This is a genomic window from Streptomyces sp. NPDC058664 (assembly GCF_042716635.1).
Classification (GTDB): Bacteria; Actinomycetota; Actinomycetes; order Streptomycetales; family Streptomycetaceae; genus Streptomyces.
In genome coordinates, this window is record NZ_JBHXRW010000042.1 from 1 (window position 1) to 24,818 (window position 24,818).

Genomic DNA, 24,818 nt, shown 5'->3' on the forward strand with positions numbered 1-24,818 from the left:
AGACTTGAGCGGGATATGCCCCGGCAAGCCGGGGCATAGAGCACGAATTGCGCAAGCGCAATTCGAATTCCGGCGCAAGCGCCGGAATGGAATTCCGCGAGCGGAATTCCTAACGGAATGAAATTCGCGCAAGCGCGAATTGAAGGTGACCGCGCAAGCGCGATCACCGGGGCTGGCTACGGGGGAAGGTGCATCATGCGCGGCACTGTGTAGGACTTGGGAATCCCAGCCACCACCCCCGCAACGAGAGTGACGGACCATCGGACCGATCGGGCGCCGGCCTCATCGCAGTGACGGGCTCCGCTGCGCTCCACCCTGACCCCTCCCCCACCCTCGAAACCAGCCACTCACGTTCACCAATACCCCGTCAGCATACACGCCAACCCGCAACCGTGGGACGGAATCAGGCAATGCATCACCCGCAAGGGCGAAGGCGCATCAAGGCTGATGCATCACGGACCCTAGCTGTGTAGCGTTTGGGTCCTGCCCGCGCCACCCCTGCCCCGGCTCAAAAACTCCCGGCAGAATTCAGAATTGCGCGGCCTTGAATGCCTCAGCCACAGAACGGAAGCACGATATGCGAGAGCTGGAATTCAACGTGCGGAGGTACCTGAGCCGATCGGCCGCCAGGCCGGGCGGCGGAGCCCGCCACCGGCACCGGCCACGCTTCCGTGCTTTTGATCGTCACGGCCGGTACAACCCGAGACTCAGAGCCGCTGCTGCCGCCTACGGTCCGCACCGGTCCCACGGAGCCGCACGCGAAGCCGCCTCAGCCCCGGTCGGGGGCCGACGCGCAGCAGCAGGTGGGCCGTCGGCGGATGGATTCGCGGCCTCGCCTGCCAGGCCGTCACCTCGCCGCCGCGTACAGGGGTTGGAGGGCGCAGCTGGGGGCTGGTGGGGGCGCGCCTCTAACTACCAGATAGGCGCGAAGCTGTGACCTGCGACAACGCGAAAGTTCTATTACCCCGCACGCATAGATCTCGGTCGTGCGGCCCGAGTTCTATGCGCCCTAGCCGACTAGATCTCCGCTGGCTAGGGACACGCCCGAAGTGAATAGATCTCACGCATAACATCACCCGTGAGGTATGTTATGCGCGTGACGATCTTGGAGGAGAGCTAGTGGCCCAGCCCTTGCGGAGCGGTGCGCAGACGTCGTCGAAGACGTCGCCGCTGGCTCCGGTCCCGACACCCGAGCGGGACTCCGTCAATGGCCTGGAGACCGCGCGTGACCTGCTGAATCAGTTCAGCGAGCTGACGAAGGGCGGGACGCTCACCTATGACCGGCGGCGGCGCCCCTACGCGTTCTACGGGGGGAATCACTCCAGCGTGTCCGACACGTTGCAGGCGAACCTGTGGAAGTTCCGGCTGACGACGGTTGCCCGCGACGTCCTGGACTACATGGTCACGCACCACGACAAGCAGGCCCTGGTGGAGACGACCCAGGCGAAGCTCGGGGAGCACTTCGAGTGCTCGCAGACGAGGGTCAGCAAGGCCATCGCGCAGCTCACGCGGCACAACTTCACCTGGAAGGAGAAGCGCGGGCTGTACCGCCTCAACCCGCTCTACGCTTACGGGTGGGGGAGCGACAACCAGCGGGCACTGGTCGTGTCGCTGCAGAAGGACCTGCTGGCACACCAGATCGAGATTCCGACGGTTCGGAAGAAGGAGACCTCGTGATGAGCACGATCCCTGGATTCCACAATCCGCAGATGTTCGAGGTCCTGCCGAACGCGTGCCTGTCCGCGACGGCGCGCGACATCTTCGACGTGCTGACCGCCCGCCAGGAGCCCGGCGGTCTCGTGCACATCCGTCAGCAGGAACTCGCCGAGCGCCTCGGTCTGTCCCAGTCCGCGGTCTCCCGGGCCATCAGTCAGCTACGCGACAAGGGCATCATCAGCGAGCGGCAGCGCAAGGGCACGCTGCTGATCCACCCGCTCCTGGCCGGCTATGAGTCGCTCGCCCACATGACCAACCACCTCAAGGCCCCGGACACGCACGTGTGGCCGATCAACTTCCCCATCGGCGACATCCGCCCCCCGCGGGTTCGTGATGGCCGCACCGGCACCGACTTCGACCCCGAGCCAGACGGCGGCGAGGACGCGCCGGCCCCCGAGGTACGGCCCTCCCTCCGGCTAGCCGGCTGAACCGCCGCCGCACGTCGCGCACCACCACGGCGCCCCCCGATCCCGGGAGGGCGCCGTCGTCGTTCCCGGCCGGGACGGAGCAGCATCGGTAGCACCAGGGGAACCGTGTTGTTCTGGTTCTCCAGAACAAGCGGGAGGACGACCGGCCGCCGTCTGCTGCTTGCAGCGAGGGCCTCGGGCAGCGTGCAGCAGCTGGCCGTGCTGCACCGGCCGGACCGGCCTGCTACCCGTGCAGCACCCGTGTGCCGCCTGACCCAGGCAAATGCTGCGCTGCACCCACGAGACCACCGTGCTGCAACCCGACGGCCACCACCAGGACCACGAGCAGCACCCCACCGACGACGGCCGCCCACCCCCCGCTACCCATCGAGCAACACCCGCTGCACACCACGGCGAGCAGCACGACGAGGCGCAGCGGCATCCCGTTGCCGCAGGCCCTCGCCTCACACCTCACACCCTCACAGCGCGCCTCGCCCACCTGGGGAAACAGGCTGTGTGCCACATAGGAGCAGCCGGGATCGTCGGGCTACAGGACGGTGCCGTACAGGGCGCGGCGGTCGCCGGACATCGCGTAGCGGCGGGCAGCGAGGCCGTTGTCGAGGTGCTCGCCGATCTGCTCGCACAGCGGGGCCAGGACGTCGGCGGCCGCAGTGTCGGACAGGTAGGCCGGGGCGACTTCGAGCATCAGCTCCCCGAGCTGGTGGGTGTGGGCGGCGAGGTCGTCGACGACGCGGCGGAGTTCGGCGAGCGCGGGATCCGCCGGCGGTTCGGCGGGCTGCGGGGGCGGGGCGGTGCGGAGGTCGCGGACGGCCTGGCGGACCACGGCGCGCACCGTGGGCTCATCGAGGGCCGTCAGGCCGCTGTGGGCGAGCGCGGCGAGTCGGCGGGTGATCAACTGCGCGACGGTGTCCGTACGGCCGGAGACGGCGATCAGGGCCCGCTGGGACAGGCCGTAGTCGAGCGCGGCCGCGGCGGCCGGGTCGCTGTCTCGCGTGCGAGACGTCCCGGGGCCGGCGGCAACGGCATCGTGGATCGCGGCCAGGGCGCGGGCGACATCGAGCAGCCGGTACGCCTGGGCCCGGCTGATGCCGAACTCCGTGGCGCAGTACGCCTCCCACGAGCCGTAGCCGAGTGGCGTCCAGACGCGGGCGGCGTGGGCAGCGCGGACCCGGGCGGCGAGCACCGCCACGGAGCGCCGGACGTCGTCCATCGCCTCGCGCAGCCCGGCCGTGACCTCCCGGGCCTGCTCTGCAGTGAGCGGCGGCCGCGCGGGTTCGACGACGTCGTCCTGGTCCTGGTCGCGGGTGCCCATGACTCCATCGTCCTCCGGGCCGGCGGCCAGAGCCAGGGCGTGCGGAAGCACGGCCGCGAGCTCCACCTCACAACCTCACACCCTCATAGGACGACGCGTCTACCTGGGGGAATGGCCTGTGAGCCTGCCAACCTCACAGCGTGACACCGAGCGGGGCGCGGGTCTGTCACGCTGATCCGCGACGGTGGGCGCGGGCCTGCCGCACGAGGCGGAGGGGGCCGGGTGGCGGGGATCGAGCGGGAGCCGGCGGAGGTGCGGATACCCAAGGCGGCGCTGGACGCGTTCGCCGCGGCGCTGAGCGTGCGCACGGTGGCGATGCGGACGTGGCCCGACGGCATCGAGTGGATGTACCCGGTGGGCACGTGGGACGACCCGCACCTCGAGGTGGCGCTCATGCCCGGCGGCGAAGAGGTGTGGCTGCGGATGTCCAGCGACCGCTCCAGCGTCGCCGTGTGGACCATCGAGCAGTGGTGGAACTTCGCCGGCGAACTGCCCGGCGCGACGCCGCAGGACTGAGCCGCGGCGGAGTCAGCTGCTCTTGATGAGTCGGCTGATGTCGAACGGGAGGTCCTCCGCAAGCTTGAACAGCGGCTCTAGGACGCCGTGGTACACCGGGTCGGTGTGGGGCGGGCAGTGCTCGGTCAGCAGACAGCCGGCGGCTTCGTCCTTGGTCCGGGGGTGGGCCGCTTCCTCGTCTGCGGCGATCTCCACTACGAGCTCGATCGCGTAGTCGACGCCGTCGCGCACCTGGGCCCACCGCTGTGCCATGTCCTCGCGCTCGTTCGGGAGGCTGTGCTCGGGCTTGCGCTCGGGCAGGAGATCGGCCACCGGCACCGACAGCGCCTCGTACAGGCGGCCCAGGGTCGGTTCCTGGCACAGTTCCTTCACCGTCGTGGCCGTCAGGGGCGGCTTCGCCTCCGCGAGGCGCTGCAGAACGGTGACGCCCAGGACGACCGCCGCGGCCGTGTACCGCCAGGCGGTCAGTGCCACGTGGCGCTCGTACGCGGCCGCGCCGCTCGCGATCTCCTGGATGGCCTGCCCGTAGAACGGAAACGTCGTGTTCGCCTCGTGCATGTCGGCCACGTCACCGCCGCTTTGGAGCCGGTCCCAGAGCGCGCCCACCGACTGCAACTCGTACCGCGCGGTCAAGACCGCCGCGTTCAACGACCGCAGCGCCCCCAGCTCGATCGTCGTCAGCGGGCCGTGCTCATCGAACCGTGCAAACCGCATCGTCACTCCCCACCCCAGGAACCGATCAGTCCCTGGCACGCTACCCGGCACGGCGGCAACAGGTGACTACTGCGCGTGGATGCGGTTGCCGCCCGGGTGGCAACCAGCGGATACGGCCACCCGGCCCGCGAGTTCCGGGCACACTCGGGCCCACCAGCGTGCGTGGACAAGGAGCAGTGCGATGCCCGTGAAGATCACCCCCGACGACGCGTACGACGACGCGACCGACACCCTGCGGGTCGGGCGGCACGACCTGGAGCGGCTGCTGCTGGAGTTCCGTGAGCTGATGCGGAAGCAGGAGCCGGGCAGCTGGCGCCACATGGAGGACTACGACCTGTCCTTCGAGCGCCTGGCCGACGCCGTCGACGCCGCGACCGAGGCCCGGCGGGGTACCCGCTGGGAGGGTCCTGACCTACGGATGCGCTGCACGACCACCGAGGCCGTGTACGAGTGGCCGGAGGGCGCTCCCTACGAGGGCGGCACGACGGTCACGTGAAACGTGCCGGGCCACGGCTCTCACGCCACCGACCCCGCAGAGGACCCGACCACGTCGCTGTGCGGCTTCCGTTGGGCGGAGGGGGAGGGCCGGCGCATGAGCGGCTTGCCGGACTGCCGCGAGTGCCGACGCGAGGTCCAGCTCGGTGCCGAACGGTACCGCGGCCGTTGGTGACTACCGGGCGGCAACGCGTTGCCGCCCGGGTGGCTACGGGTGGATACGGCCGTGGCTACGATGCGGAACGCCCCGCCCCCTGGCAGTTCGAGTGCCAGGGGGCGGGGCGTTGTCACCCGGGTGGCTATCCGAGCCAGGTGATGGTGAGGACCGACAGGTGGCGCAGGGGTCGGTTCACCCAGTAGGTGAGGGACAGCTGGCCGACGGACGCGTGGCGCACGTCCTCGCCCTCGAGGTCGTCGGCGTTGAACTGCCGGAACCCCCACGGATCGCGGGCGGCGGCGTCCAGGACGTCCCACACGGTGTCTTCGGCGTGCTCGGGCAGGGCGTTGAGGACCTTGGCGGCCGGGGCGGAGAAACGGACCGCGTACGGCTGTCCGGTCACCGGCGCCTGCCGCGGAGCTCCGCCATGTCGATGAAGCCGCTGTCGTCGTAGCCGGAGGCGACGAACGCGTCGACCGCCGGGGCGGAGGCGATCAGGCCCTGCCACTCCTGGACGACCTCGTAGAGCGCGGCGAGGGAGAACGACTTGCGGGACTCCTCCAGCGCGGTCGCCCATTGCCGCTCGAAGGCTGGCACCCAGGTGTCGGCGCGCTGGTCGGCGCGCAGCTGGGCGAGGAGTTCGGCCGGGGCCCCGGGTGCGGGGGCGTACGGCGTGACGGGGGCGTGGTCGGGCTGCGCGCTCATCTGGTCCTCCCGGCGGGTCGTCACCTCACGGTACGCGCGCCGGTGGGCCGTGGATGCGGGCATGGGCGGATCCCCTTCTACCGGGTGCTCTGCACGACGATGTGGCCGAAGCCGAACTCGGGCCGGCTGGTGGCGTAGCGGAAGCCGGTCAGGATGGCGCCGAGGGCGGTGTCCATCGCGGAGCGGACCACCTCGTAGCGGACGACGGCCTCGTCGTCCGTGCGGTCCGCTTCGACCATGTCGAGCGCCGCGCGGTCGAGGCGGGCGTGGGGCAGCCAGTCCACGACGACCTGGGCGTCGTCGTTGAGGTAGACCACGACGCCGCCCTGGTGCTCGTCGGTGAGCGGTGCGGGCGGCGACACGTGCAGGCCGGCCGTGATGAGGTCGAGCCGGACCTGTTCGAGGAGCAGCTCGGGAGCCACCGGGGGAAGCCCGTCTGCCAGGTGCAGGAGGGTGGCCGCTTCCTCCTCCTGGCGCTGGTAGTCGTCGGCGGCCTGACGGTTCGCCGTACGTTCGGCGTCGTTCTTCGGGTCCGGATACGGGTGTGCCGAGGCACGATAGATGTCACCGTCGCGGACTGCTGACCTGGGACTGCCTGCGATGCGAAGCAAGACAGCTGTCACCAACGAGGCAGTCGTGTTGTCACCGACGCCGAAATGGCAGGCTTGCTGTCACCGTCTGCGGCCCCGAGCACCCCCGTTCAGGCCCAAGCCTGAACGGGCGGCCGGACAGGCCACGTGGCATCAACGCAAGGAATTCGGTGTCATCGGTTGGCGGGATCGAACCTGAGTCGTCCACCAGTCGGCAGGAGATATCCCTCCCAGCGTGCCTCGGGCGCGTGGCCGTTGAGCTGCTCCGCGCAGGTGTCGCCGGAGAGCTCGAAGCCAATCAGGCCGAGCCGGAACGGAACCTCCTGGAAGATCTCGGTCCCGATGGCGGCGAGCCAGCTGTCGAGGGTGCGCCGCCATTGGAGGGACGCCGCTCCGCCGTCCTGGCCGAATGGGAACCCGCCGATCTTCGCGTCCACACGCGACAAGGCACCGACGGGCAGGTAGAACTCGAGCCAGTCTGTGCCGTCGTCCGTGCGGTGGGCGAAGCAGCCGCAGACGACCCGGCGGCCGCTCGGGAGTGTGACAGTCCCTTGCAGATGACCGAACTCGGCCAGCGAGGACACGGTGCAGGCGACCTCATCCTGTTCGCCGGGCTCGCGGTCGCGTCTGCCGTAGCAACCGTCGATGGCAGCGGCCCGCCACAGAGCGGAGAGCCCGAGCTGGAGGCGTTCGTCGCTCCGGTCACCGATCTCGATGGCCAGCTCGTAGAACCCGCCGGACCAGTTCTCATCGTCGGTGAACGATGCGGGATCGCGCATGGGCGGAACTCCTCCGACTCGTTCGAACAGGCGGCCCATGCCGAATCGCTACGCGTACGGCACGGGCCGCCTCACATCATCACAGACCAGCTGGACCGGAGGCCCACTCCGAACCCGCCGCCCGCCTCCGGGTGAGGGGGCTCGTCATTGCCGTGACAACAGCCTGCCTCTGTGACACCTATCGTGCTTCGGCTCAACGGGTAATTGATGCTTGGCATAAAGGGCTCCGAAATCAGTATTCGAGATCGAGGTAGTCGATGTCGTTGATGGCGACATCTGACAGTCCCATGGCCCGGCCGCCATTGTCCTGGAAATAGACTTCCTTAAACCCTTCGGCGATGATCCCACGCATCTCCTGGTCGCTGGCCCCAGTTTCGCGGGCGTCGAACAGGCGCTGTGCGTACGTCGCGGGGAGCTTGACGGTGAGGCGGCGGAAGCGGCCGTCGTCCGTCGATCCTTCCGAGGAGTGGTAGCCGAAGCGGGCCCGGGTCTCCACCTTGATGCCGGTGGCGGCGGCCTGCTTGTGCCGGCGCTTGCGCACCTGGGGCTGCCAGCGGGAGCGGACGGCGTTGTCGATTTTCGAGGCGATGTCCTTGGGCGGGTTCTTGCGGGCGCCACGCCGGTAGCGGTTGACGGAGTCGGCGGTGATGCCGAGCTCCGCCGCCACCGCCTTCGCGGTCCCCAACTGCTTGAGCAGGTAGTTGATGCGGCCCGGGAGCGTCTTGGGCGGCTCCCGGGTGAAGCCCTCCCGGTCGGCCCGCTCGATGGCGTCCTCGATCTCCCCCATCGCCTACTCCCCTTCGTCCATGACGGCGTCGCCGCCCTTGATGTGGCGGGCCGGGTTGAGGCCCTTCTCCATGAGGTCGACCGCCCACAGCATCGACTGGACGCCCTCCAGCTTCGCCAGGCCGGGCGTGGGCCCGAGGCGGAACCCGCCGGGCTGCGGCTTGCCGGACGCGGCGTACGGGAGGAAGTCGAGCGGGCTCTCACCCGGGCTCGGGTAGACGACGCAGTCGGAGAGCACGGCGAGCGGGTAGAGCCCGGTCATCTTCGCCATGTTGTTGAGCTTGCGGTGCATGTTGACCCGGGCCTTGCTGATGACGGCGGCCCGGATGTCGGGGCGCCACGTCGGCCGGGACAGGGCCGGCCACGTCTCGCCCTCGTTGTAGTGCTTGCCCTGCGGGCGCTCACGGAGCTTGCCGACGCCGCCCTTGATCGTGGCCTTGATCGCGGACAGGACGGCGGCCAGGGCCGGGTCGTTCTGCTTGTGCTGCTCCATCGCGGCGAGGAACTGGCGGTCGTCCAGGTCCTTGGTGACGCCCATGTCGGCGAGGGTGTCGACGTAGGCGTTCTTGAGGCGGTCGTGCCACGGGTCGAGGTAGGCGCCGGTCTCGCGGCGCAGGTACGCCTCGATCGGGTGCACGTCGTGCCCGAGCTCCTGGGCGTAGGCGAGGGTGTGCGTCTGGTACCAGGCCGGGCCGGTCGGGCGGGAGCCGTCCGGAGTGAACGGCGAGGGCAGGCGCGGGTCCAGCTCGATGTGGGAGAGGTCGGCCAGCCAGCTCCCGGGGATCTTCGGGTTGAACTTCGGGGCGTGGAAGTGGTCCGGGGCGCTGAGGCCGACGACCAGGCGGGCCGCGGCGGCGAGGAACGCCGTGTTCAGGTCGAGGCCGACCGCGAACGGCAGGGTGCACTCCTCATCGGAGAGCGTCTCCACCGACCGCACCCACTGGTACGCCTCCTCGTTCAGGAAGCCGCCCGTCCAGCCGCTGTTGACGACGACGGGGTGTTCCGGGGTGGCCTCCGGCGGCGCCGGGTCCATCGGCTCCGTGCCCAGGGAGCCCGCGTTGTAGCCGGACACCCAGTTCCCGGTCTCCGGGTCCTGCACGGCCTTCGTCGGCGGGCGCAGCGCGGTCATCAGCTCCAGGCCGGAGACGGCGGTGGAGCCGCGCGGGGTGATGACCCGGGTCGCGTACACGCCGAGGACGCGGGCGATGTCGGCCGGCTCCATCTCGGAGACGCCGGGCCAGGACCGTTCATCGAGGGCGTCCCAGGACAGGATCGCCAGCTGCACGCACTGCCGGTCACGGCCCTGCGCCTTGCGGAAGATCCGGGCCCACGGGCCGAAGCCCCGCTGGGTCAGCTGCCACTTCGCCTTCGCGACCTGCTTGACGACCGGGTGGTCCTCCGGGAGGCGCAGGGAGCGGCGCTGCTCGTGGCCCTCCAGGCGCTCGGGCAGCCCGAGCTTCACGGCGGCGGCCGCGGTGAGCACGATCAGCGGGTCGGAGTCCTTGCCGTACCGGTTCAGCTTCGGCGCGCCGAGACCGGACTCGCGCAGCGTCCACTCCACCAGCTCCGGCACCGTGGTCGCCGGGCAGTCCAGCACGACGCCGCCCACCGCGTACGCGGAGCCGTCGCCGTCCAGCACGGCGAGCGGGCCGTGCGGGAATCGCGGGTCGGTCGCGGGCGCGGCGGCCTTCTTCGCGGCCGGACGCCGGGATGACGTCGCCGGGCTTCCGGCCGGACGGGCGGGACGCTCCGGGGCGGCGGGGGCCTGAACCGGGGCGGTCGTGTCGGCGGGCTCGGGCGCGGCCGGGCCAGCGAACGTGTCCGGCACCGGGGCGGGCTGCGGCGCGGCCACGGGGGCCGGGGCGGCGGGAGCTCCGTGGGCGGGGTACTTCGCCGCCCACCCGTTCAGCAGCCGCTGGTACGCCTCCAGGCGCGGCGGCTTCGGCTCGCTCCTGCCGTTCTCGTAGTTCTTGACCGTCTGCGTCGACGTCTTGAGCGCGACCGCGAGGCGGGCCTGGGTGATGCCGGCGGCCTCACGCAGCCGGGCGCGCTCCGCCGGGGGCGGGAGCTGCGGCTCCTCCTCCAGCAGCGCGTCGATGTTCGCGAAAAGCTCTTCCTCGGATGCCATGTGGATCTCCTTTCGTGCCCCCACCCTAACACTGTTTACCCTAGTCTTTAACCCACTTTTTTAACCCGATCGGATTGATTCGGAGGGCGGGGGTGGACATGCAAGAAGGCCGCCCGGCGGATGCCGGACGGCCTTCTTGAAGTCTGAACCCTGGGTGTGTGGCCTGCCCCTTTCAGGGCTGCCAGGGACGAATCCAGGGTCTTCGTCGCCCAGTGTACCTACCTCCGCTCACAGCTCACAGGGTCACGCCGCAGCGCTCCCACCTGGGGGGACGCCGTGTGAGGCTCGCAGGTGCAGTCAGCCGTCACAGGCTGCTGCTGGTCAGTTCAGGAAGATCGACCAGGGCAGCGGGGAGATCCTTGGCGCCTTGCTGCGCGTACCAGCCGCGGCACCAGCGCAGGACGCCGGGGCGGCTGAGCCGCCACTCCGAGCAGCACTGGACCAGCACATCGGAGGCGAAGTCGACGCTCAGCGCCTGGAGGACCGGGTCGACGGGCCATCCTTCAAACCCGCAGCTCCAGGGATCGCCCAGGCCCAAGGCGTCGGCGAGGATCGCGCCAGCGGCCCTACCGGGGCCGGACCCGCTGTATCCCCAGTCGAACCCGCCCAGGGCCTCAGCGTCCTTCGGAGTGAGCTCGTACAGGACGAGGTCATCAACCTGCCGCTCGGTGGGCCCCAGCATCCTCTTCTCCACCAGGATCCGGCACTGCCAGTCGTCATCCCCGACCGGCCGCACGCCGTGGTAGATGCGGTCCTGCTCCGTCATTGTGTCCTCCCCTTCTCCTGCTGATCCTGACCACACGCTGGCTCTGCCGCACGAGCGACGACCAGCGCTGCCCGATTCCACACCCGCCAATGGCGAGAAGGCATCCCTCCCCGCGCGCCGGTGCCTCCATCCCCTCGCGTGATGGGTCATGCCGTTTTACCGACTACCGGCCGGGGCGCGGGGAGCTTCCCGGCTCGCTCGGCTCGGGCCCGGCGCAGCGCGGCGGCCTCGGTCGCCGCGGCCTGACGGCGGCGCTGGGCGCGGGCCTGCTCGATCGGGGCCGGCGCATCGTCCGGGACGACGTCGGGCTCGGGGAACGCCCTGCGGGACAGCTCGCGCATCACGGCGGTCTGCCGCTCCACCGCCTCCGCGATGCCCGGGTCCACCCGCGACGAAACGGCGACCTCCTGGTGCGCGGCGAGCGCGCGGCGGTAGCCCTCGCACGCCGTCTCCCTGGTCTTCGCCTCACCGGTGGGCGCGGCCGGGACCGGATCTGTCGGGGCGACGTCGGCCGGACCGGGCGCGGGCACAGCGCCGGGCGGCAGGATCCGCAGGGCGTGCACGACGGTGCGGCCCGCTGCCTTGTTGGCGGCCGCGATGACGCGGGTCTGCTCCATGCGGGCCTTCGTCGCCCACGCTGACGACTCCGGGCACACGGTGAGCTGGCCGGAGTCCGGGTCGTACGACACGGCGGTGACGTGCCCGGCGAGCTCGGGGGCGAGGGCCTCCCACCGCTCGCGCAGGGAAGCGCCGGCGGCCGGGAGCTCCCAGGCCCTCTCGGTGACCAGCGCACCGATCGCCGCGCCCAGGCCCATCGGCTCGCGCCCGTCACGCCGCACCGCCACGTGGGCCCGCGGCTTCTTCTTCGCCTTCTGGCCGGTGCCGTTCTTCCGGGCCGCCTCCATCGCGGCCCGCAGCGCGACCCGGGCCAGGTCGACCCCGGACACCTCGCCCTCGCTCATGCCTGCCCCCAGGTGGTGTGCCCGAGGACCAGGTGGTGCGTGCCCGCCAGGCGCTGGGCTTCATCGACCAGCTGGTTGCTGAACAGGCGCCTGGCCGACGTCTCGCCGTACTGGTCGATGTGGTCGAAGACGACGCCGTGGTCCTTCGACCCCCGCACCCGCCAGTCGCGGACCTGCTCGCGGGTCAGGTCCTCGAGGACGAGCTCCTGCTCCTGCTCCTGGTCGACGTCGTCGACGTCCGGGGTGAGCGCGGCGGCCGTGCGCGGTGCGGGCAGGACGACCGGAGCCACCGGCGCGGCCGGGACGTCGTCCTCGGGCTGCGCGGCCGCGGCTTCGGCACGGGCCTGAGCTGCGGCGGCCTGCTGCTCGCGGACCTGTGCCCACCGGTGCTCGCGGATCCACGCCTGGGCGGTGACGTCCTGATGCAGCTGCTGCTCGGTCGCCGCGCGGCGCTCGGTCTCGGAGGCGCGCGGCATCGCGGCGTCGACGGCGGCCGCGACCGCACGGCGCTGGTCGCGGCGGTCGGCCTGCTTCTCCTCGCAGCGCGGGCAGTCCTGCCCGGAGTCGAGCAGCACCCGGTCGTCACACCGCACGTCGCCGCACCGCTGACGCTGGGGCAGGGCCAGGCCGATCAGCCAGCCCACCGGGTCCGCGATCGGCTTGCCCAGCCGCATCTGGGTCTCCAGGTGTCGGGCGAGCCGGTCGGCGAGGACCTGCGGCGCGTCCGTACGGCCGGCGAACCCGACCACCCGGGCCAGCTCCCTACGGGCGGCGGCCTCCACCAGCTTGCGGGCGCTCCGACGCTCCAGGCGCGCCCACACCAGGTCGACCGGAGCGAAGACGGCCCGCAGATCCTCCGACGGCAGAGCCACCCTCCCCCGCTGCTGCTGCCTGCCCTGACCTGCACCGTCCACGGTCCGCACCGGAGCACCGGCCACCGGCCCGCGGCCGGGCTTCACGCTGCTGATCGACGGGGACTTCTTCGGCTGTTCCCCGCGCAGCGGGCTGCCGTCCTCGCGTACGCACGCGCGGTCCGGCAGATCACCGGACCCACCACGGCCTTCGCCGGAAAAGCCACCAGAGAGAGTGAGGGGAAGGACGGGAGTAACCAGGTGAGGGTGGTCAGTGTGAAGGGCTGCCGCAACGTCGGGCTCTGCAACACCCGCCTCATCCGTCACCGGCACGCCGTTGACCTGCGACTCTTCGTCCAGCTCCGACGCCTCACCAGCCCCTGCCGCAACATCGGGGTCTGAAAACTCGGGCTCCGGGGCCTGCGCACGGTCCTCCTGGACGTCGTCAGCGACCGTACGGCCGTGCGCGGCGGCGACCGCCGGCACCATCAGCCGCGACCGGTTCGCCAGGCCCGAGCCCGTCCGCAGACGCACCCGGAGCACCAGCTCCCGGTCCTCCAGACGCTCCAGCACCCGCTCGCCCGCCGACGCCGTGCAGCCCAGCAGCCGGGCCACCGTCGCCGCCGCGCGGCCGCGCTTGGTGTCCACCGTCCCGCCGCACTGCCGCACCCGCCCGGTCTCCCGCGCCTCCAGCACCAGCAGCAGCAGCGCCAGACGGTCCGTCGCCGCGCCCCGACCGGTACGCGTACCGATCAACCCAGCCGGGGTGACCGAGCCGTCCCGGTGCGTCCAGCCCGGCCCCATCACGGCCTGCAGAAGCCGCCACAGGGTGGCGTACTCCTTCTTCGCCAGGTTCAGCGGGTGCCCAACGACGTCCTGCGCCGCCCACAGCGGCAGCACCTTGCACTCCAGGCCGTCGTCCTGGCCGTACTCGCCCTCCTTCGTCTCCACGGAGACCACGCCCGAGCGGCGCAGCACCGGCACCACGTTGGAGGCCGTGTACGACGCGGACACCCCGATCCACCGGCCCAGCTCCGAGGTACGGATCTCCACCACGCCGGTCTCCGACGGCGTACGCGACGCCAGCACCAGCACCGCCAGGCGCACCGCGTCCGACGCACCGGCCAGGCCGGCCGTGTCCAGCAGCGCCCGCACCGCGCCACCCAGACGGGCACGCGCGTCCCGACCGAGCGACAGCGGATGGCCCGCCGCCCGCTCCGGCACCGGCCCGGCCGGGACGGAACGCAGCTGACGCCGCGAGCTCCCGCCCGGCGGGATATCGACGGAGTTGTCGACGACGTCCCAGAAGTGGTGGTCCAGCACGGCGGTCGATGCCGCGCCCGCGCTCACAGGGACATCCCCGAGGTCAGCGGGGCCGCCGGCCCGGGGCCGAGCGCGTGACAGTTGGGGGGTGTGATGTACGTCACAATCCCGCCAGGGGGGACACCACAACCTGCGGGAATCACCCCAGAGGGGGTAGGGACCTGGTCGTGGTCGACCTGACAAGTCGACCGGAGCTCGTGCACTATGGCGAGACCAACCTTCATATGGATCAACGCGGACGGCCCCTTGGCAGGGACTCGACTCGATGGCTCGTGTGGGGGGTGGCAGTACGAAGGCCCGGCAGCGATCTCCTTTCGTTGTGTGGCGGTTTTCGAACTGGTGTTTCGAAGCCCTTGGCGGGGCCTCGGAACGGGTGATGCACAGCACCTCGGTGCTGGGTGTTGCAGAAGGCGAAGCGGTACTTCGGTACTGCGACCGCGAGCCCCTTGGCGGGGGCCCGCGGGTACTGCATGGCCCTGATAAGGGGCCGGTGGAAATGAGCGGCTTGATAAGCCGCGGCTCAGGACCGGCGGGAACCGGGATCTGAGCGGACCGCTCTGGTGGGGGATCTGCCAGGCGGTAAGACGGGCCGCGCGAGGCCGAAGGGGATGGCTAGTCCACTTCCTGGCGCGCGCGGCCGATGGCCACTAGGTCATCCCAACCCCCTGAATGCGGAGGCTGGCGTCAAGCTGCCCAGGCGCGCACCCGATGGCGTGATCGCGATGGAGGAACGGCGTAGCTGCGCGTGTAGTTCCACGCGGGCGGGTAACCTTCATCCCGCGAGCACCTCCCATCAAGGTGTGTCGCCCAACGAGGCTTAGCCCCGTTCGAGATGCCCCAGCAGACCATGCCCGGTCGCTGGGGTTCTCGTCGTTATGGATCACATCTGCGATCACCCTAACCCCGTGTGATGACACATTGCGGGGCTGAAAACGCATCGCGCCCGAGAAGTCGCGAATGCCCGAGGAATCGCGGCCTTTGACTGAAAAATCGTTGCCGGGGTGGGTCACCCAGTGGGTAAGTCGCTGAGGCCGCATCAGGCCAGCCCGCCCAGGTGCGCGTTGACTTCCTTCGCGGCCGCAGCCAGCTCGTGAAGTTCCACGACCTCGATCCCGGCCTCCGCCAGCTGCTCGTAGCCGACGCAGTCGTCGACGAACAGGCTCGGCTCCCGCCAGGCGATGACCACCCGCGGAATTCCAGCGGCCAAGATGCGCTGAGCGCACGGGGTACGCGGCGAGTGCCGCTGGGAGCAAGGCTCCAGCGTGCTGTAGATCGTCGCCCCGGCAAGGCGCGAGTCCCCCGCGGGCAGCTTCCCGAGCGCGGCCTCTTCCGCGTGCTCGTGCGGGTCGGCCTCCCGGGAGTAGCCGGCCGCGAGCTCGCTACCGTCCTCGCCGACGATGACCGCACCGACCGAGTAGGCCCCTGCGGCCGGCGGGCACAGCGCGGCAAGGCTGATCGCGCGCTGCATCCAGCGCAAGTCCTGGTCTCGGTCGGGCGCGTACATCAGGCGCGTCCCTTCGGGGCGTAGCGGACGAAGACCACGTCGTCGATCGCGCGGACCTCGAGGACCTGCATCCGCGCGGTCGTCCCGCCCGGGTAGTCGGCGGCCCCGAGGAAGCGGGCGGCCTCCGGCTGACCGACCAGCAGCGGCGCCATGGCGAGGTGGACTTCGTCGGCGAGGTTGGCGGCCATGAGCTGGGTGTGGATCGTGCCGCCGCCCTCCACCATCAGCTGCTTCACGCCGCGGCGCCCGAGCTCATCGAGGACCAGGCCCCAGTCGAGGTCCGGCCCCACGCTGACGACGTCGGCGAGGTCCCCGAGCGTTGCGCGCACCTTCTCCACCGCGTCGTCCACGGTGATGACGAGCTTGTCGCCGCCGTGGTGCCAGAACTTCAGGTCGGCGGCGAGGTTGCCGGTGCGGGTAACCGTGACCTTGAGCGGATAGGCCGGCTTGCCGTCGGCGACGCGCTGAGCACGGCGTTCGTCGCTGTTGACCAGCAGGCGCGGGTTGTCCCGGCGCATGGTGTTCGCGCCGATCAGGATGGCGTCGGACTCCGCGCGGACCTGGTCGACGCGGTCGAAGTCGGCGGCGTTGGACAGGCGCAGCCGCTCGGGGCTGGTGTCGTCCAGGTAGCCGTCGACCGACATGGCGGCCGACAGCACGACGTACGGGCGGGCAGTCATCTGCTCAGGCATCCGTTCCGGTTTCGTGGGCGAGGGTGGAGTCGAAGGCGGCGCGGAACTCGGAAACCGGGGCCTCGCGCTGCCAGGGGATCAGGGCGGTGTCGAGCCGGGCGAGCTCGTTGGTGATGCGGCCGGAGCCGGTGTCGGCAGCGACGGTCAGCGCGTGCATGCCGACCGTCGCGGCCCGCTCGGGATCGCGGGCGCCGGCCAGGGCTACGGCCTGCCGCGCCATGTAGACGCCGCGGTCGCGGTGATAGTCGTCGGGCATCAGCCGGATGGCGTCGGCGAAGGCATCGGCGGCCTGGTCGTGCTTGCCGAGGGCCTCTAGGCCCTGCGCGCGGTGGACCTCTACGTACGAGGCGTTCAGCCACACGCCCCACGGAGTGGGGTCGGAGCTGATGCCGTCCAGGGCGTTGCGCACGTAGTCGATGGCACGCTCGCTGTCGTCGGCGTCGCCGCGAAGGGCGTGTCCGTACGCCTCGTAGGTGCGGGCCACGGCGGCGAGCCGGCTGCGGGGCCGGGCCATGCGCTGGGCAGCTTCGGCCAGGTCAACGACGTCGACCAGGTCGGCGGTGTCACCGGCGAGTTGCGCTTTGCGGGCCATGACGTAGGTGGTCAGGTCGGTGTCGCCGACCGTGTACGACCACTGCATCGCCCTGTCGAGCCAGTACGACGCGGCGTCCGGGTTGCCCAGGTCCTGGTGAAGCCAGGACAGGAATTCCCCGTACTGCGTCTGGAGCTCCATCAGGTCGTGCCGGTCGGTGCCCTTCGCCTCCCGCCGCAACTGCTGGATGACGTCGATGTAGTCGCGCGTGGTCTTGAGAGCGTGGCGCGGCCCGAGCAGGTTGTCGCCGTCGATCAGATGGCGACGGGCGCGGCGCAGATGCTCCACCGGTGTCGAGCCGTACGCGGACGCGGCCCGTGCCCTGCGAACCAGGCTCGGCACGCCGTCCGAGTCCGCGGCCGCCGGCGAACCCACGCCGACCGCCGCAGCGGCTCCCAATCCCACCCCCGCGCGCAGCAGTGCACGCCGTTCCAGAGCCACCCAGACCACCGACCCATCACGTAGACGACACGGGACCGAGATCCCCTCACCGTCCGACGCTGCCTGGTCTGCTGCCGCCAAGGCCAGACTGACCGCCGAGTTGGCCACATGAACGGGCGGATTGGCCACATGGCCACGCTCGTCACCGATCTGCTCCCAGAGGCGGAGCAGCATCCCGCTGGCGCCCAGGGCATCGTCCAGGAGCGCCGCCTGGGTGCGGTCGGCCATGCGCTCCGCTCGTTCGAATCGCCCCAGGTGAGCGTGGTCGATGCGGGTCGACTTCGAGAGTTCACGGAGGCTGAGACCCCGCGAATTCCGCAGCTCGCGCAGCTGGTAACCCCAGTTGTGCAGGGGAGACACCCAGGGCGTCAGCTCCCTCGGTTTCTGCGCCATCCCGCCCCAATCCTGTGGCTGATGTGGCCAGTTCACCCGGCCACATGTCAGATCTGGAACTCGCGACTCCCCAGGACTAGAACCGAAGAAGTGAGCCGTCGGTCTAGTCGTGGGAGGTGAGGGTCAGTGGTTCTCGTTGGGACGTTCGAGCGTGTTGGCTGTCAGATCTGTGGTCCAGCGAAGGATGGTTGCTCCGCCGGTGACCTTGACTGCCACTTCCACGACACGCTCATCCGCCAGGGTCACTGTGCGCACGACCTGACTCACCGCCACCTCGCCGGCGGTCAGACCGAGGTGTTCCTTCTCGGAGCTGCTGGCGAAGCGGGATGTCACCTCTTCCAGGACGCGAGCCTGCGCGACCCCCAGTCGTTCGGCCGCCAGCTCGCGCGACGCGCCGGTGGAAATGGGTTGGGTCAGTTCCGGCGTTACGGCGATCACGTGGCTCGGGTAGTACGAGCTGCTGAGGTGCACCGGCACCCCATTACGGCTGACCAGGCGACGTCGCATGTGTACAGGTGTACCTGGTGCTACATCGAGGCGCGGGGCTACCAGTTCGTCCGCGCCGACGGTGCCGACCTCCAGGATGTGGGAGCTTTCTCCGCCGCCCAGGGCCTTCCCCGTCTCCTCGTACAGCCGGACTCGGGTGCCGATGTTGTTGCTGATCGGCCCCACCACCACCGTGCCCACGCCAGGCTTCGCGATGGTCAGCCCTTCCATTTTGAGGACTCGGTACGCCCTGTTCGCGGTGGTCTGCGCCACGTTGTAGCGCTCACATACCTGCCGCAGCGACGGCATGGTGTCGCCTGGCTTCAGCACTCCGTCCTGGATCTGCTTGCGATAGTTCGCGGCAATCTCTGCATATCCGACTGTGTTGGGCATACCGGTCTCCTCTCTCGAGCTCGCGCGCTACACCACGTCCAGTGCAGCTCTACACGTAGAAGACTACGCCACGCGAACTTCTAGCGCTACCACTAGCGCAAGGCGTCGCTAGTGGTCTACATTGATGTCAGGCGCCGCAAGGACGCCGGAGGGCATCGCCCTTCATTTGCCCTGCTCAGCGCCACCTGCACTACCGCAGCAGATCGCCACTTCGGTGGCCGGAGTCCAAAGCCCTAGCCACCTCGGTGGCCGGAGCCCGAGGCACCTCTAACTCCTCCGCCCATGATCTGCGGCGAGCACCACCCCGCAGCGCTGATGCGTTGTCTGTCCTGCAGGACGCCGGTTCGCCGTGCGGCCTGGAGGGCGGAGAGAGCACCTGCGACGCGCCCCTGTCACTTCGTAGAAGGAGCCCTCATGCTTACGCGAACCCGTGACCTCACCGCTCAGAAGCGTCCGCGCCGGGCCCGGTCCCGCGCCGTCAGCACTCTTCCCCCGCTGGTCGTCTCCAGCCTCAAGCCGCACGAGGTCGACCTCGCCTACTCCACGCTGGTCTGCCCCACCTGCCGCACCTGGGTGCCGATCAGCACGCCGCACAGCTCGCGGCCCAAGCTGGTCCCCCACCACACGGAGAAGGCCGGCACCGACGACCCGATCCGCTGCCCCGGCAGCCACCGCCTGGTCACGGTCAACCTCACCGTCGACCAGTGGTTCCAGCGGCTGGAAGAGGGCCTGACCCAGACGAACGGACGACGCTCCACCCGCGTGATCCGCAAGCCGAAGACCGGTTCGACCCCCGCCGTCATGCAGATCGTCGGCGGCACCGTCGACGACAAGACGGCCCGCAAGCTGGACGAAGCCCACGTCCGCGGCTGCTCCACCTGCTCCATCAAGGACGACAAGGGCAACATCCTGCGCGCCGCCGACCTCACCTCCCGGTGCACGGACGGCCGCCGCCTCGCCCAGCTCGCCGCGCACACCAAGCGCCTCGCCCCCGCCCGCCGCAAGGCGCAGATGGACCGTGAGGACTGGAACGACCGTCGCGCGTGGGGTCTGCGTCTGCTGCACGAGCAGCAGTGGCAGAACGTCTCGGAGCCGGTTGCCGATGCCGATCTCCGGCGCGTCCGCGACACCCTGGCCGCGCTGATCCAGACGCTCAACCCGCGCAAGGCTGACGCCCCGCAGCTCACCGACTGGGAGCGCGCCGACCTGATGAGCGCGATCGCTCTCTTGGCGACGCAGGAAGAGCAGCTCACCCGGTAGGACGGCACGACGAACGACCGCGGCCCCGGCCATCCCGAGTGATCGGGGAGGCCGGGGCCGCGGCTGCTCGTACAGCAGTCGACTCCCCAAATGGGGAGTGATCGTGACAGCCCTTGGGATTGCAGCCCTCGGACTGTCCAGGACCTGACTCGGAGGACCTGATGCCCAGCATGACACGCACCATCCCCGCCCCGTCGAACGGCCTCTACGACGACATGGAGGACGCCGACAACCAGAAGGGCCCGGAGCGCGACGAGACGGACAACTTCCACCGCCTGGTCCGCCACCTGGTGGCCGACGGCGACTCCCGCGCCGCGAAGGCCGGCCGCCGCGCCCGCCGCACCCTCGCGCAGATGGGGGCGACCCGGTGAACGCCGTCACCAGCCTGACCGACGCGGAGCGCGCTGAGCTCTCGCGCAAGAACAGCGAGCAGAACAAGCGGTCGGAGAACAACCGCCGCTGACCGATCCCCCGGCATTGCCCGTCGTCCCCGCCCCTTCCCGGGCGGGGCCGGCGGAGAGCGTCGGGAGCTCACCCACGCTCCGGCCGTCAGGCCGCACACACGCGAACAGCCCCGGGGATGCACCCCCGGGGCTGCCTCTTGCACGGACCTTCTGGGAGGCCCTGATGAACAACTCCATCGTAAACGCGGTCTACGCGCCCTCCGCCGACCTGCCGGTCAACACCAACTGGCGGGCCGCCTCCGCATGCACGGACGAAGACCCCGAGCTGTTCTTCCCGATCGGCAACACCGGCCCGGCACTGCTCCAGATCGAGGAAGCCAAGGCCGTCTGCCGTGCTTGCCCGGTCATGGAGCGCTGCCTCCAGTGGGCGCTGGAGAGCGGCCAGGAGCACGGCGTGTGGGGCGGCACCGACGAGGACGAGCGCCGCCGGCTGAGGCGCCGCGCGGCCCGCAACCGCACCGCCTGACGGGAGCGTCGGGCAACTTCCGGCCCGCCTCGCAGCACTGCCGCACAACGGCTGTCCGCACGGCGGGCCGCCGGCCTTTTCGCACGTCTCCAGCCCGGAACAATCCCGGGATCGCTTCCTCCCCCGCAGGAGAGCCCCATGGAAAGCAGCCACCAGCTCGACACCGCGACGACCCCCACCGGCGCCTTCCGGATGCCGGACTCGCTGTGCAGGCACACCCCGAAGTGCCCGTCGGCCACCAGCCCGGACCGCGAGGCCGCACAGGTCGTGGCGGCCCACCCGGAGCAGGGCTGGAGCCTGTTGTGCAACGCCCTGGTGCTCTTCGACGACACCGGCGAGCTGCTGCCCGACGGCCAGATCATCGCCCCGCACCGCCCCCTCGCCGCGGCCACGGCCTGACGGCTGCCTGATCCGCCCGCACCGACCGCCGCACCCCGGCGGCCGGGTCGGGCGGTGACTGGGAGCCGGAGAGTCCGGACCACGAAGGGATGGCCATGCGCGGAGATCGCGTCACGCTCACCACCGACATCGAGGCCCTCGGCACCCGGCACCAGGCCGGGGCCCAGGGAACCGTCGAAGAGGTCCACACCGGCGGCCACCTCACCGTCCGCATGGACGACGGCCGCCACAACTTCCCCACCCAGGACGAAGTCACCACCAACTCGCGGTGAACCGACTGCCAGCTGCCTGATCCGCCCGCACCGGCCGCCGCACCCCCGCGGCCGGGTCGGGCGGTGACGGGGAGCCGGACAGCCCGGACCATGCGACACGAGGAGAGCACATGGCGCAGCAGACGCAGACCGTCCGACCGGCCGTCACCTACATCAAGGGCGACATCGTCCTGTTCCGCAACGTCGAACGGTTCTGGCTCGGCCAGACCGGCCACACGTTCGTCGGCCGGGTGGAGCGCTCCTGGCGGCACGTCGACACCGGCAAGGTCCTCTACGACCTGACCGAGCTGGGCAGCCTCAGCTACCGCGCCGGGATCGACCCCGACTACATGCGGCCGCTCCCGGCGGCCGACGCGATGCACGACATCGACACCGCGCCGCTGAGCGAGACGGACACCGGGGCGATGACCCCGGCCGCCGTCGCCTGGCTGCGCCAGCACCTCGTTCCGGAGGCGGCCACGTTGCCCGCCCGGCGCTGACCGCCTCAGCGCAACGGCCCTCCGAGTCCCCGGCATTCAAGCTGCCGGGGCCCCGGAGGGCCTGCTCACGACCCTACCCACCGCCGCAGATCCACGGTGCCCCTTCTGTACGGAGGCGCCCGGAAGAGAGGACACCCCGTGGCCACCAAGCCCGCCACCCGCCGCCGGCGCCAGCCCGCGGCGAACACGAAGTCCCGCAACGGGCGCGCCAAGGCACCGGCGACGCCGGCCTCCGTTCCCGCCCAGGCCGCCGCTCCCGAGGAGACGGTGCCGCTGGTCTTCCCGGAGGCCGACCCGGTCCTGGCTGACGCCGCCGACCGCGCCGCCGACCTCCGGGACCAGGCCGCCGACGACGTCGCGCGGATCCTCGCCGACGGCCAGGTGCTCGCCACCGAGCTGCTGGACGGCGCCCGCACCGAGGCGGCCTCGATCACCGAGGCCGCCACCGCGGAGCAGTCCCGCCTCCTGGCCGCCGCCGCGACGGACGCCGACCGGGTCCGCACGGAGGCCGCCACCACCGCGGCCGCCAACGCCGACCAGGTCCGCGCCGCCGCCGAAGCCACGGCGGAGCAGCTGCTCGCCGACGCGCGCACGGAGGCCGACACCGTCACGGCGACGGCGGCCAGTGAGGCCGACCAGGTCCTTGCCGATGCCAACGCGGCTGCCGAGCAGATGCTCGCCAACGCCCACCGCCAGGCGCAGGAGGTCGCCGCCACGGCGGCCGCGCAGGCGGAGCAGGTCCGCACCGAGGCCGCGCAGACCGCCGCGAAGGCGCTCGCCGAAGCGGAGACGGTGCGCACCGAGCTGCTGACGGCTGCGGAGCGCACCGCGGTGGAGACTCGCACCCGCGCCACCACCGACGCCGACCAGCTCCTGGAGCAGGCTCGGGGCGAGGCTGAGCGGCTGCGCGAGAGCGCAGGCGTCCAGGCCGCGCAGGTGAAGGCTGGGGCGGAGAAGGCGGCAGCCGAGCTGCGTGAGGACGCTGCCCGGGAGCGGGAGGCGTCCCGTGCGGATGCGGCGCGTACGCGGACGCTGGCCAAGGAGGACATCGGCCGGCTGCGGGCGACGGCGGCCGAGGACGCGGACCGTCTGACCCGCACCGCGCGCGAGGAGGCCGACCGCATCCTGGCCGCCGCCCGTACCAAGCGGGACGCGGACCTCAAGGAGGCCGAGCAGGCGCTGGCGCAGGCCCGGCTGCGGGAAGCGGACGCGGACGTCACGCTGAAGGCCGCCGACGACATGGTGGCCGAGGCCGCCGCCCGGATGAAGCGCGCCACCGACCGCACCGAGCGGGCGCTGGAGCGCAAGCGCCTCAAGCTCGAGGCCAAGGGGGAGCGTCGGGACGCGAAGGAGGCCCGCAGGGCGAAGGTCCGGGAGCTGCGGGCTGCGGACCGCGCCGGGAAGCCGGCCGTGTCCGACCGTGTGAAGCAGTTCGTGAAGGTCAACGCGGAGCGGTTGATGGTGATCGGTCCGATCACCGCCCCGATGGCCGTCGCGTGGACGGGCCAGGCCGGGTTCGCTGAGGACATCCTCGGCTGGGTCGTCCCCTTCACGATCCTGTTCGCCGCCGCGTGGGAGCTGTCGACGGCGTTCGTGGGCTGGATGTACCACCAGGCCCGCCAGGGCGGCGACGCAGGAACCCTCTACCGCGTCAGCACATGGATCTTCGCCCTCGGGGCGGCGGTCATGAACTTCTGGCACGCGTCGGGGATGCCGGAGGAGGGCAGCCGGGTCTGGGACGCGAAGAAGGAGATCTGGACGGAGCAGATCACCTACTGGCACTTCACCCCGAAGGCGGTGGCATTCGCCGCCATGAGCATCGTGGGGATGGTGCTGTGGGAGCTGTACGCCTCCCTGATCCACCGCCGCAAGCTCCGTGAGGACGGCAAGGTCGCCAAGGCCCGCCCGTCGATCGGGGCGGTCCGCTGGTTCCGCTACCCGGTCCACTCCTTCACCGCATGGTCCCTCGCGATCACCGACCCGCGCCTGACCACGCTGGACCGGGCCTGGACCGCAGCGGGCGCGGAGCTCGCGGACCGCAAGGCGGCCCGGACCGGTCTGGCCCTGCACCGGGTCGTCGTCCCCCGCCTCGCGGCCGACGACCACGGACCGGCAGCCATCCCCACCGTCCTCACCCTGACCCGCACGGACCGGCCCGGACCGCTGGACAGCCTGGTTCCGGTCCGCCCGGTCCAGCACGGCGGGTATCCGGTCCGGTCCGGTCCGGGCGACCGGAACGCGGTCCACGGTCCGGTCCGGACCGCAGGGGCCACGGACCGGACCGGCGGACCGGCGCTCGCCCTGGAGGCCGGTCCGGCCGGACCGCAGAGCGCTGACCTGCCGACCGGCCCCGGTCCGGACCGGGGACCTCGGACCGTGCCCGCCACCCAGAACCCGGCGGGCGCACGCGGGGTGACGGTCCGGACCGTCGACGCCGGTCCCGGACCGCAGGAGCCGGACCGGACCGGACCGGCCGACCAGGAGGACCCAGAAGGTGTCTCCGGTCCGGACCGTGGCGAGGATGGCGGTCCGGACCTCACGGTCATCACGCTCACGGACCAGGAGCGGACCGCGCTGGACCGGCTTCGGACCGAGGGCGAGCCGCTGAACCGGGCCAACATCGCCAAGGCGGTCCGGACCGAGGGCGGCACCATCGCCACGGACCGCGCCGGACAGATCGCGGTCGCCCTCAAGCAGCACACGGTCCGCTGACCGGACCGCCCGCACAACCGTCCTGCCGCACATGGTC

26 protein-coding genes are annotated in these 24,818 nt (G+C 71.0%); 11 read left to right on the forward strand and 15 right to left on the reverse strand.

Annotated features, from left to right (window positions below; all coding sequences use genetic code 11):
• The first annotated feature begins 1,119 nt into the window (after nucleotides 1–1,119).
• Together ACFWUY_RS28575 and ACFWUY_RS28580 are read left to right on the forward strand one after the other, a co-directional pair.
• Nucleotides 1,120–1,677, forward strand: a complete 558-nt coding sequence (locus ACFWUY_RS28575) for a hypothetical protein (protein WP_384115692.1) — start codon at nucleotides 1,120–1,122, stop codon at nucleotides 1,675–1,677.
• Nucleotides 1,677–2,144: a helix-turn-helix transcriptional regulator gene (locus ACFWUY_RS28580; RefSeq protein ID WP_384115695.1), complete on the forward strand. Its 468-nt coding sequence runs from the start codon at nucleotides 1,677–1,679 to the stop codon at nucleotides 2,142–2,144. Before ACFWUY_RS28575 ends, ACFWUY_RS28580 begins: the two co-directional genes overlap by 1 nt.
• Nucleotides 2,145–2,670: 526 nt before the next feature.
• Here ACFWUY_RS28580 and ACFWUY_RS28585 read toward each other — a convergent pair.
• Entirely contained in the window at nucleotides 2,671–3,522 is an 852-nt protein-coding gene (locus tag ACFWUY_RS28585) for a hypothetical protein (RefSeq protein WP_384115698.1), read from the reverse strand.
• A 156-nt stretch (nucleotides 3,523–3,678) separates the two neighbouring features.
• Between ACFWUY_RS28585 and ACFWUY_RS28590 the strand changes: the two genes are divergently transcribed.
• The gene (locus tag ACFWUY_RS28590) at nucleotides 3,679–3,972 is read left to right on the forward strand and encodes a hypothetical protein (RefSeq protein WP_384115701.1); all 294 of its coding nucleotides are present in this window, start codon (nucleotides 3,679–3,681) and stop codon (nucleotides 3,970–3,972) included.
• 12 nt (nucleotides 3,973–3,984) lie between these two features.
• On the opposite strand, the gene ACFWUY_RS28595 is transcribed toward ACFWUY_RS28590, so the two are convergent.
• Nucleotides 3,985–4,686 (reverse strand): hypothetical protein, encoded by a 702-nt coding sequence (locus ACFWUY_RS28595; RefSeq protein ID WP_384115704.1) that lies wholly within the window; start codon nucleotides 4,684–4,686, stop codon nucleotides 3,985–3,987.
• A 181-nt stretch (nucleotides 4,687–4,867) separates the two neighbouring features.
• On the opposite strand from ACFWUY_RS28595, the gene ACFWUY_RS28600 reads away from it, so the two are divergent.
• Nucleotides 4,868–5,182, forward strand: a complete 315-nt coding sequence (locus ACFWUY_RS28600; protein WP_384115707.1) for a hypothetical protein — start codon at nucleotides 4,868–4,870, stop codon at nucleotides 5,180–5,182.
• A 298-nt stretch (nucleotides 5,183–5,480) separates the two neighbouring features.
• Here the strand turns inward: ACFWUY_RS28600 and ACFWUY_RS28605 are convergent, their stop codons facing one another.
• The 13 genes from ACFWUY_RS28605 to ACFWUY_RS28665 form a co-directional block, all read right to left on the reverse strand.
• Complete coding sequence (locus ACFWUY_RS28605; RefSeq protein ID WP_384115713.1) at nucleotides 5,481–5,741, reverse strand: hypothetical protein; 261 nt, start codon at nucleotides 5,739–5,741, stop codon at nucleotides 5,481–5,483.
• A complete protein-coding gene (locus ACFWUY_RS28610) occupies nucleotides 5,738–6,043 on the reverse strand; it encodes a DUF6247 family protein (RefSeq protein WP_384115932.1) in 306 nt (101 codons plus the stop codon). Before ACFWUY_RS28610 ends, ACFWUY_RS28605 begins: the two co-directional genes overlap by 4 nt.
• A 77-nt stretch (nucleotides 6,044–6,120) precedes the next feature.
• Nucleotides 6,121–6,654 carry a hypothetical protein gene (locus ACFWUY_RS28615; RefSeq protein WP_384115716.1) on the reverse strand — a complete coding sequence of 178 codons (534 nt, stop codon included), beginning with the start codon at nucleotides 6,652–6,654 and terminating at the stop codon, nucleotides 6,121–6,123.
• A gap of 152 nt (nucleotides 6,655–6,806) precedes the next feature.
• A complete protein-coding gene (locus tag ACFWUY_RS28620) occupies nucleotides 6,807–7,412 on the reverse strand; it encodes a hypothetical protein (RefSeq protein WP_384115719.1) in 606 nt (201 codons plus the stop codon).
• A gap of 232 nt (nucleotides 7,413–7,644) precedes the next feature.
• Entirely contained in the window at nucleotides 7,645–8,199 is a 555-nt protein-coding gene (gene tpg, locus ACFWUY_RS28625) for a telomere-protecting terminal protein Tpg (protein ID WP_384115722.1), read from the reverse strand.
• A gap of 3 nt (nucleotides 8,200–8,202) precedes the next feature.
• The gene (gene tap, locus ACFWUY_RS28630) at nucleotides 8,203–10,326 is read right to left on the reverse strand and encodes a telomere-associated protein Tap (protein ID WP_384115726.1); all 2,124 of its coding nucleotides are present in this window, start codon (nucleotides 10,324–10,326) and stop codon (nucleotides 8,203–8,205) included.
• 304 nt (nucleotides 10,327–10,630) lie between these two features.
• Nucleotides 10,631–11,092, reverse strand: a complete 462-nt coding sequence (locus ACFWUY_RS28635) for a DUF6166 domain-containing protein (RefSeq protein ID WP_384115729.1) — start codon at nucleotides 11,090–11,092, stop codon at nucleotides 10,631–10,633.
• A gap of 146 nt (nucleotides 11,093–11,238) precedes the next feature.
• On the reverse strand, nucleotides 11,239–12,054 hold the full coding sequence (locus tag ACFWUY_RS28640; protein ID WP_384115732.1) for a DUF721 domain-containing protein: 816 nt from the start codon (nucleotides 12,052–12,054) through the stop codon (nucleotides 11,239–11,241).
• On the reverse strand, nucleotides 12,051–14,255 hold the full coding sequence (locus ACFWUY_RS28645; protein ID WP_384115735.1) for a hypothetical protein: 2,205 nt from the start codon (nucleotides 14,253–14,255) through the stop codon (nucleotides 12,051–12,053). The genes ACFWUY_RS28640 and ACFWUY_RS28645 overlap by 4 nt, the downstream gene beginning before the upstream one ends.
• 1,009 nt (nucleotides 14,256–15,264) lie before the next feature.
• Complete coding sequence (locus tag ACFWUY_RS28650; protein ID WP_384115738.1) at nucleotides 15,265–15,732, reverse strand: deaminase; 468 nt, start codon at nucleotides 15,730–15,732, stop codon at nucleotides 15,265–15,267.
• Entirely contained in the window at nucleotides 15,732–16,412 is a 681-nt protein-coding gene (locus ACFWUY_RS28655) for a RibD family protein (protein ID WP_384115741.1), read from the reverse strand. Before ACFWUY_RS28655 ends, ACFWUY_RS28650 begins: the two co-directional genes overlap by 1 nt.
• Before the next feature lie 4 nt (nucleotides 16,413–16,416).
• Nucleotides 16,417–17,850, reverse strand: coding sequence for a helix-turn-helix domain-containing protein (locus ACFWUY_RS28660; RefSeq protein ID WP_384115744.1), 1,434 nt, complete (start codon nucleotides 17,848–17,850; stop codon nucleotides 16,417–16,419).
• Between the two features lie 123 nt (nucleotides 17,851–17,973).
• Nucleotides 17,974–18,729 (reverse strand): GntR family transcriptional regulator, encoded by a 756-nt coding sequence (locus tag ACFWUY_RS28665; protein ID WP_384115747.1) that lies wholly within the window; start codon nucleotides 18,727–18,729, stop codon nucleotides 17,974–17,976.
• Between the two features lie 414 nt (nucleotides 18,730–19,143).
• Here ACFWUY_RS28665 and ACFWUY_RS28670 point away from each other — a divergent pair, with 414 nt between their 5' ends.
• The 7 genes from ACFWUY_RS28670 to ACFWUY_RS28700 all read left to right on the forward strand — a co-directional run bounded on the left by ACFWUY_RS28670 (nucleotide 19,144) and on the right by ACFWUY_RS28700 (nucleotide 24,781).
• Nucleotides 19,144–19,989 carry a hypothetical protein gene (locus tag ACFWUY_RS28670; protein ID WP_384115750.1) on the forward strand — a complete coding sequence of 282 codons (846 nt, stop codon included), beginning with the start codon at nucleotides 19,144–19,146 and terminating at the stop codon, nucleotides 19,987–19,989.
• Nucleotides 19,990–20,159: 170 nt separating this feature from the next.
• Complete coding sequence (locus ACFWUY_RS28675; RefSeq protein ID WP_384115753.1) at nucleotides 20,160–20,360, forward strand: hypothetical protein; 201 nt, start codon at nucleotides 20,160–20,162, stop codon at nucleotides 20,358–20,360.
• A gap of 256 nt (nucleotides 20,361–20,616) precedes the next feature.
• Nucleotides 20,617–20,919 carry a WhiB family transcriptional regulator gene (locus ACFWUY_RS28680; RefSeq protein ID WP_384115756.1) on the forward strand — a complete coding sequence of 101 codons (303 nt, stop codon included), beginning with the start codon at nucleotides 20,617–20,619 and terminating at the stop codon, nucleotides 20,917–20,919.
• Between the two features lie 204 nt (nucleotides 20,920–21,123).
• Nucleotides 21,124–21,318 (forward strand): DUF5999 family protein, encoded by a 195-nt coding sequence (locus ACFWUY_RS28685; protein WP_384115935.1) that lies wholly within the window; start codon nucleotides 21,124–21,126, stop codon nucleotides 21,316–21,318.
• Nucleotides 21,319–21,413: 95 nt separating this feature from the next.
• The gene (locus ACFWUY_RS28690; protein ID WP_384115760.1) at nucleotides 21,414–21,590 is read left to right on the forward strand and encodes a hypothetical protein; all 177 of its coding nucleotides are present in this window, start codon (nucleotides 21,414–21,416) and stop codon (nucleotides 21,588–21,590) included.
• 110 nt (nucleotides 21,591–21,700) lie between these two features.
• Entirely contained in the window at nucleotides 21,701–22,069 is a 369-nt protein-coding gene (locus ACFWUY_RS28695) for a hypothetical protein (protein ID WP_384115763.1), read from the forward strand.
• A 138-nt stretch (nucleotides 22,070–22,207) separates the two neighbouring features.
• A complete protein-coding gene (locus ACFWUY_RS28700) occupies nucleotides 22,208–24,781 on the forward strand; it encodes a hypothetical protein (protein ID WP_384115766.1) in 2,574 nt (857 codons plus the stop codon).
• Nucleotides 24,782–24,818: the final 37 nt, after the last annotated feature.